The 6,639-nt window shown below is 69.5% G+C and carries 7 protein-coding genes and 1 pseudogene; 5 read left to right on the top strand and 3 right to left on the bottom strand.

Translation table 11 applies throughout. The annotated features are described in order from the left end of the window. Positions 1 to 278 (bottom strand): annotated as a pseudogene (locus ND748_RS02535) (AraC family transcriptional regulator); the annotation flags it as partial. 614 nt (positions 279 to 892) lie between these two features. Here ND748_RS02535 and ND748_RS02530 point away from each other — a divergent pair. From ND748_RS02530 to ND748_RS02520, 3 genes are all read left to right on the top strand, one after another. Next, positions 893 to 1,537, top strand: a complete 645-nt coding sequence (locus ND748_RS02530; RefSeq protein ID WP_251743773.1) for a protease — start codon at positions 893 to 895, stop codon at positions 1,535 to 1,537. Positions 1,538 to 1,683: 146 nt separating this feature from the next. After that, on the top strand, positions 1,684 to 2,115 hold the full coding sequence (locus tag ND748_RS02525) for an ester cyclase (RefSeq protein WP_251743772.1): 432 nt from the start codon (positions 1,684 to 1,686) through the stop codon (positions 2,113 to 2,115). A 208-nt stretch (positions 2,116 to 2,323) separates the two neighbouring features. Continuing rightward, positions 2,324 to 3,214: a neutral zinc metallopeptidase gene (locus ND748_RS02520; RefSeq protein WP_251743771.1), complete on the top strand. Its 891-nt coding sequence runs from the start codon at positions 2,324 to 2,326 to the stop codon at positions 3,212 to 3,214. 838 nt (positions 3,215 to 4,052) lie between these two features. Here ND748_RS02520 and ND748_RS02515 read toward each other — a convergent pair. After that, positions 4,053 to 4,457: a hypothetical protein gene (locus ND748_RS02515; protein WP_251743770.1), complete on the bottom strand. Its 405-nt coding sequence runs from the start codon at positions 4,455 to 4,457 to the stop codon at positions 4,053 to 4,055. A gap of 36 nt (positions 4,458 to 4,493) precedes the next feature. Between ND748_RS02515 and ND748_RS02510 the strand changes: the two genes are divergently transcribed. Next, entirely contained in the window at positions 4,494 to 4,637 is a 144-nt protein-coding gene (locus tag ND748_RS02510) for a hypothetical protein (protein WP_251743769.1), read from the top strand. Positions 4,638 to 4,849: 212 nt separating this feature from the next. Here ND748_RS02510 and ND748_RS02505 read toward each other — a convergent pair whose 3' ends face one another. Then, entirely contained in the window at positions 4,850 to 5,683 is an 834-nt protein-coding gene (locus ND748_RS02505) for an SDR family NAD(P)-dependent oxidoreductase (protein WP_251743768.1), read from the bottom strand. Between the two features lie 99 nt (positions 5,684 to 5,782). On the opposite strand from ND748_RS02505, the gene ND748_RS02500 reads away from it, so the two are divergent. Then, positions 5,783 to 6,628, top strand: coding sequence for a TetR family transcriptional regulator (locus ND748_RS02500; RefSeq protein WP_251743767.1), 846 nt, complete (start codon positions 5,783 to 5,785; stop codon positions 6,626 to 6,628). Positions 6,629 to 6,639 lie beyond the last annotated feature (11 nt).

Genomic DNA, 6,639 nt, shown 5'->3' with positions numbered 1-6,639 from the left:
GCGGCGGCCCGCAGCGCGTCGAGCACCGCGGCGTCCGGCTCCGTAGCGGGGTTGTCGCACCCCGGCACGATGACGGTGTCCGCCGCGGTCAGCGCGTCGAGCCGCCAGGGAGCACGCAGGGCGAAGGCGCCCGCCGTCACCTCCGGGCCGGCGGCGCAGAGCCGCACCTCGTAGGCCGGGCGGCCGTCCGTCAGGCGGGTGCGACCGAAGATGTCCAGCGGTGTCGCGAGGTCGGACGGGACGACGTCGTCCATCGCGAGGACGGCCACCACGTGCATACCGGCCAACCTAACCCGGCCCGTGGCACCCGTTCGCCCGCTTCCGGCCCCCCGACGGAGCCCGCGGCGACTCGACGGGCCGTCCCCCGTCCGGCCGTCCCGGTGCCACCTCCCGGTCTGGTCGTCAGGCGCCAGCCGACGAGCCGACCAGCCGACCAGCGAACCCGGTGCCTCCCGCGCCACCCCCCTTGATCGGAAATAGAGAAGCGCGCGAGGTCGGGGGTCCAGGCGAGCCCGATGGTGGCGCGCGGTTCATTTCCGTCGCCGTCCGGGCGTTTTAGCGGTATTTGAACTGTTTTCGCTGGTCCAAGGCCTGGCGGGCACGGATGGGCGGAGCCCGGGGCCCGCGGCGCTGGCGGGGGTTGGCGAGAAGACGGCGATACCTGGCAATCCTGTCAGCGTGCCGGCGTCCCGGCGGTCGTAGCGTCGACGTCGAACCGTCAGACCCTTCTCCCGGCTCCGTGATGTCCGCGGCTCGGCGATCACCGCGGCTTGGTGATCTCCGGGGCTTCGCGGCCGGGCGGTGCCCGTTCCGGCGAGGTGTGTTGCGTGAACTGCTTGCTGTGCTTCTGGCCGCCGCGGCCGGCGCCCGAGGCGCCCCGCGGGGCAAAACCGTGACCAAGTTCCTGCTCAGCGTGCACGTTCTTGCCGCGATCGTCGCGATCGGACCGGTCACGGTGGCGGCGAGCATGTTCCCGTCGGCCGCCCGCGCGGCACTGGCCCGCCCGGGCGACGAGCACTCCGCCGGGATCGCGCGGGTGCTGTACCGGATCTGCGGGATCTACTCGGCGCTCGGCCTGCTCGTGGTCGTGTTCGGGTTCTTCACCGCGCAGAGCCTCGACGTGCTCGGCCAGACCTGGCTCATGGTCGCGATCGCGCTGACCGGCCTCGCCGCACTCGTGCTCGCGTTCGCGATCCTGCCCGCGCAGCGCAACCTCATCGACGAGATCACCGCCGCCGCGGCCGCCCGCGTCGCCGGTGCCGGTGCCGGGACAGGGGCCGGTAAGGCCGAGGCCTCGCCCGGGGGCGCGCCCGCCGGGGCCGTCTCGGCGATGGACCTGCCGACCGCCGACCAGCCGACCACCAGCCTGCCGGCCTCCCGCGTGGCGGCGGCCCTGGACAGCGGCGCGGCGACCGGCAACGGCTTCGCGCTCGCCCGCACCAAGCGCCTCGCGATGACCGCCGGCATCTTCAACCTGCTCTGGGCCACCGTCACCGTGCTGATGATCATTCGTCCCGGCTCGACCACCGGCGTCTGACCGCCGCCGGCCCGCCGCCCGCCCGGCTGGTGCCAGGCGGTGCCGCCCGTCGGCCGTGGGATCGGGTGAATCCGTCGTCGCCTGGTCACGTCCGATGGGATGATTTTCTCTCGGTGAGGTCGCGGCGACGCAGCGGGAGGGCCCCGATGGGGGAGGCACTGGACACGGTCAAGCGGGCGCTGGACGCCTTCGACGCCGGTGACGAGGCCGCGGTTCACGCGCTGCTCGACGACGACCTCGTGGTCGAGGCCCCCGGCGGGGTGCGCATCTGCGGGCGCGACGCCGCCGCCGGGTACAGCGCCGCGTTCCTCGCCGCGTTCGGCGACGCGGACGTCGACACGCACATCCTCGCCGAACAGGGCGAGCTCGTCGTCGAGGAGTACACCCTCACCGCCACGCACACCGGGGTCCTGCGCGACGCCGACGGCACCGAGCACCCCCCGACCGGGCGGCGCGTCACACTGCGGGTCGTCGAGGTCTACCGAGTCCAGCACGGCCTGATCACCGAGAACCGCCTCTACTTCGACCAGACCCTGCTGGCCCACCAGCTCGACGCCCCCGATCAGCCCTCCCGCTGACGGCCCAGACCCGCCGCCCGCCGCCCGCCGCCGCCCGCCGCCGCGCGCCCACCGTGGCGGCGCTGACCGTGCAGAACGCACCGTTTTGGCTGTGCGTGGCGGTGGCGGCCGCGGGTCGATGTTCAACGGCTGATCGGCGCGGACATACTGCCTTGCGGAACCCGGCGAACCGGACAGGTCCGAGACCGGGACAGGCGAAGGGCGGGACATGCAGTTCGACGACGAGTCTGTGGATGCCTCGGAGCTGGAGGACCAGCGCGGAGGCGGGGGGCTCGGCCGGGGGCTCGCGGTCGGCGGCGGCGGGGCCGGCATCCTCGGCGTCGTCATCTACCTGCTCGTCGCGGTCCTCGGCGGCGGCGGGTCGGACTCGGCCGGGTCGCCGCTGTCGCAGCCCGGCAGCGGCACGTCCGGCGGCGGCACGTCCGGTGACGTGGCCCGGCGGTGCAACACCGCCGGGGCGATCGACCAGTACGACGACTGCTTCGTCCTCAAGGCGTTCAACGAGATCAACGAGGTGTGGGGCGCCCAGTTCGCCCGCGCCGGCCAGACCTACACCAAGCCGCGGCTGGTCTACTTCTCCAAGTCGGTGCGCACCGGCTGCGGCACGGCGTCGTCGCAGGTCGGGCCGTTCTACTGCCCGCCGGACCGCAAGGTGTACATCGACCTGGGCTTCCTCGACCAGCTCCAGCGCAACTACGGCGCCCAGGGCCGCTACGCGCAGGCGTACATCGTCGCGCACGAGGTCGGCCACCACCTTCAGACGCTCACCGGCACCGAGGCCCGCGTCCGCCAGGCCCAGCAGGCCGACCCGTCCCGGGAGAACCCGCTCAGCGTCCAGCTCGAACTCCAGGCCGACTGCTACGCCGGGGTGTGGAGCACGCTGGCGAACAACGCGGGCAACGTGACCATCGGCGAGGCCGACCTCGACGAGGCCCTCGGCGCCGCCCAGGCCGTCGGCGACGACCGCATCCAGGCCCAGGCCGGCCAGGTGAACCCGGAAACCTGGACCCACGGCTCCGCCCAGCAGCGCAAGGAGTCCTTCCTCACCGGCTACCGCGGCGCCACCCTGGCCTCCTGCGGCACCGTCCCCCACGCCTGACCCTGCCCTGACCGCTCATCGCTCCGACGACGCGCGTGATCGGCCCCAACGGCCCGATCGTCACCGCCGGGGGATCTGCCTCGCTGGCTCAACCCCGCCGGGACCGACTTCCGGTCGTGGTCCAGGTCGTTCTCAACCCCAGCTGCGAGCCTGAAGCGGCCGGGATCGTCAGCGGCGGCCGGCGCCGGATGTGGCCGCGAGAGGGGGACCGAATGCGGGTGCTGGTTGTGGAGGACCACGCCCGGCTGTCAGAGGTACTGCACGCGGGTCGACCGCGGAGGTATTTGACGTCGACGTCGCGGACGAAGGTGAGGATGGGCCGTGGCAGACCCGGGAGGGCGCGCACCCCGTCGTTATCGACGTCATGATGTTGCAGGGTAGGCATCCGAAAGGCGAGCGCTGGATTTGGGGGTGGCTGTTCTCGCGGGGCACGGCTGGTTGGAGGCTCGGAGCGAATTGGCTCCGAGGCACCGGAGATCAAGCCGGTACCGGGGTGGACACCGTGGCTATTGGGTGAGCAGACGACACGGCTGCAAAAGCCGGCCGTCGGCCTCAATTCGTGGCCGCTACGGTCCAGATTCACTCCGTGGACCAGAACACAGTGCACGAGCTGATCCGGCCCGAGTGCACCTGCGATATGTCGGTAAACCGCTGCGTCGGTAAGGACTTCGCCGCAGCGGCCCCAGAAATGTTCCCGGGAGCAGAACCACGAGCCTGTGGCCCATTGGAAGCAGGTCGAATACTCCTGGATCCACGCAGCACGAACCACGGGAGTCTCGATCCTATTTCGAGGCGAGGCATCCGTAAATATTGCTTCTCGCTGGTTCGGTTGCGAGATTCAATCATCGTATGTATCGATGATTGGGAACGTTTCCCGATCGCCAAATATCTTCCGGCGCTCCTCTTGTTCTTTACGTTGACCCCGCTCGCGGGCCCGAACCCATATATCGGAATCAATTTCCCCGTCCGTTATCCGGCGGATCGGATCATTCTTGTCGCCATCCTCGGCTGAAATTTCTGAATGCTCGATCTTGTCGCCCATAATCGTGATCGAACCCTTCGGTGTTGAGGAGGAATGATGTAGAAGTGCTTCCTGAAGACGATCGATTGCAAAATCGGCCAACGTTGCAAGCTTGGCTGCGGTATCGGGGTACTGGAAAACGGGTGAAGAGATAAGGGATCGTCGCGTTTCGCCGCTGCCATGTGGACGGGCTCCTCGAGCGACGACCACCGTCGCCTTCATGCGCACCACCGGCTGCGGGCGACGGGCTCGGTTGCGATGGACAGGATCACTACCTGGTCGTGTGCCATCGAACCGGATGCGACCCTCACAGAGCTGCTGGGGATTCTGCGTCGTCACCTGGCGATGGATCTCGCCTACCTGGCGCGGCTGGACGGGGAGTACCTCGCCCCGTTCAGGTGATCAACGGCGAGGTAGGCGGTTCGGGCTGGCACCAGGGACCAGGGTCCGACCCGACCCCGGGTCGTACAGGAGCATGCTGGCCGGCACCGCCCCGGTGAGGTGGTACGTGATGTGTTCAGCCCGACAAGGAGCTTGAGCTGGTCATGCCGACCGCCAAGCCCCACAGGCTATATCTGAGGTTCACCATGTGGCCGTTCTTGAAGCTGCTGGTCTCACGCCAGCAGTTCTTCGGAGCGGTCCCAGAGCCGGCGGGCGAGGTCCTTGTCGAGGGCGAGGGGGTTGAGACGCTTTCCCGGCCTGCGCTTCTCGTAGAACCCGCCGGATTCCCAGTCGACGCCGGGACGGCCCATAGCAAGCCAGGTCAGCGTGTCGGCGCCCTTCTCCGGGGTGGTCAGGAGCACGGAACGGGCGACGCGGTTGGTCGCGAGGAACTTCATCAGCCGGCTGGTGCTCTGGGAGCCGAAGTTGGTCGCGACATTGCCCGGATGGAAGGCGGCTGCCGAGATCCCCTGTCCGTGGTAGCGCCGATCCAGTTCCTTGGCGAACAGGACGTTCTCCAACTTGGCGGCGTTGTAGGCGCGAATCGCGCCGTAGTCGTGCTCGTGATCGAGGTCGTCGAGGTCGAGCTCGCGGACCAGGCCTCCGTTGAGGGTCGATGTCTGGATCACCGCGGCCCGGGAGGCGACGAGCGTGTCCATCAGTAGCTGGGTGAGCAGGAACGGGGCCAGGTGGTTGATCTGGAAGGTCCGTTCGAACCCGTCGACGGTCTTGGAACGGTCACCGAAGACGCCGCCGGCGTTGTTGGCGAGGACGTCGATGTGTGGGTACGCGGCATCCAGAGCGGCGGCGAGCTCGCGGACGTCGTCGAGGCGGGTGAAGTCGGCAAGGTAGTGGTCCGTGCCGATCTCCGCGGCAACCGCCGCCGTCTTGCGCGGGGAGCGGCCGACGATGACAACGCGGTGCCCGTCCTGGTGGAGTCGCCGGGCCGCCGCGGCGCCGATGCCGTCGCTGGCCCCGGTCACGACGATGGTCTTTCCCTGGCTCATGGTCTGCCTCCGGTGGTGACGCGACGTCCGACCTGGCAGTGTACGCCTGAGCTGTCAGTCACTGCCATGTATGACTGTCGCTGCTATGCTTGGTGCATCATGAGCGAGAAACAGCTCGGCCTCCGAGAGCGCACCCGCCAGGCGGTGCGGAGGGAGATCGCCGAAACCGCCAACGCGCTGTTCGTCGAGCGTGGATTCGACGTGACGACCATCGACGACATCGCGGCAGCCGTCGGAATGTCCCAGCGCAGCGTCTTCCGCTACTTCGCGACCAAGGAGGAAATCGTCCTCGGCAAGTTCGACCTGGTCGTGGACGACATGCTCACCACCCTGCGCGCACGCCCGGCCGACGAGGACGTATGGACCTCCCTCCACCACGTGTTCGACGTGCTGGTGTCTCTCGCCGAGGCACCCGGATACGAGGCGCTGGTGGAGCCGATCCACCGAATGGTCTTCGATACGCCCGCCCTGCTCGCCGGCTACCTGCAGAGGCTGCAGCACATGCAGGACGTCGTGGTCACCACACTGCACGAACGCGCCGGAGCGGTCGGCACACCCTATGGCGCCGCTGATCCGACCCCGCGTGCCCTGACCGCGGCGGCATTCGGATGCCTGGTAGCCGCGCAGCACTCCTGGCTCGCCTCCGGCACGAAGGGCTCCTTCGCCGCCGCCATCGACCGCGCCATGGCGACGATCAGCCCACGCGTACCAATCCGCAGCCCCGACAGGGACGCCCGCGATCGTTGCGGGCCCGCCGAACGCCGCGTCCAGCACACGCTGCTGCGGGTCGAGCAGGTCGACAGTGGCCGGGCGGGACTCGATCTGGTCCAGCCGCTGGCTGCACCCGGCTCGCTCGGGGACGTGCGGGCCGGAATTGCCGCAGCGCAGCGCATCGACCGCCCCTCGGCGTGCCACCCCTGCCCGGCGGGCATGCCCCCGACGTAGCCGCAGCCCGC

It is taken from the genome of Frankia sp. AiPs1, assembly GCF_023716945.1.
GTDB lineage: Bacteria > Actinomycetota > Actinomycetes > Frankiales > Frankiaceae > Frankia.
This window is presented reverse-complemented; position numbering and strand designations above follow the sequence as displayed.

Coding starts and splice junctions, on each gene's coding strand:
- ND748_RS02520 (WP_251743771.1), top strand. CDS start 2,324: ATGCAGTTCGACGACGAGTCTGTGGATGCCTCGGAGCTGGAGGACCAG.
- ND748_RS02515 (WP_251743770.1), bottom strand. CDS start 4,457: ATGAAGGCGACGGTGGTCGTCGCTCGAGGAGCCCGTCCACATGGCAGC.
- ND748_RS02500 (WP_251743767.1), top strand. CDS start 5,783: ATGAGCGAGAAACAGCTCGGCCTCCGAGAGCGCACCCGCCAGGCGGTG.
- ND748_RS02525 (WP_251743772.1), top strand. CDS start 1,684: ATGGGGGAGGCACTGGACACGGTCAAGCGGGCGCTGGACGCCTTCGAC.
- ND748_RS02510 (WP_251743769.1), top strand. CDS start 4,494: ATGGACAGGATCACTACCTGGTCGTGTGCCATCGAACCGGATGCGACC.
- ND748_RS02505 (WP_251743768.1), bottom strand. CDS start 5,683: ATGAGCCAGGGAAAGACCATCGTCGTGACCGGGGCCAGCGACGGCATC.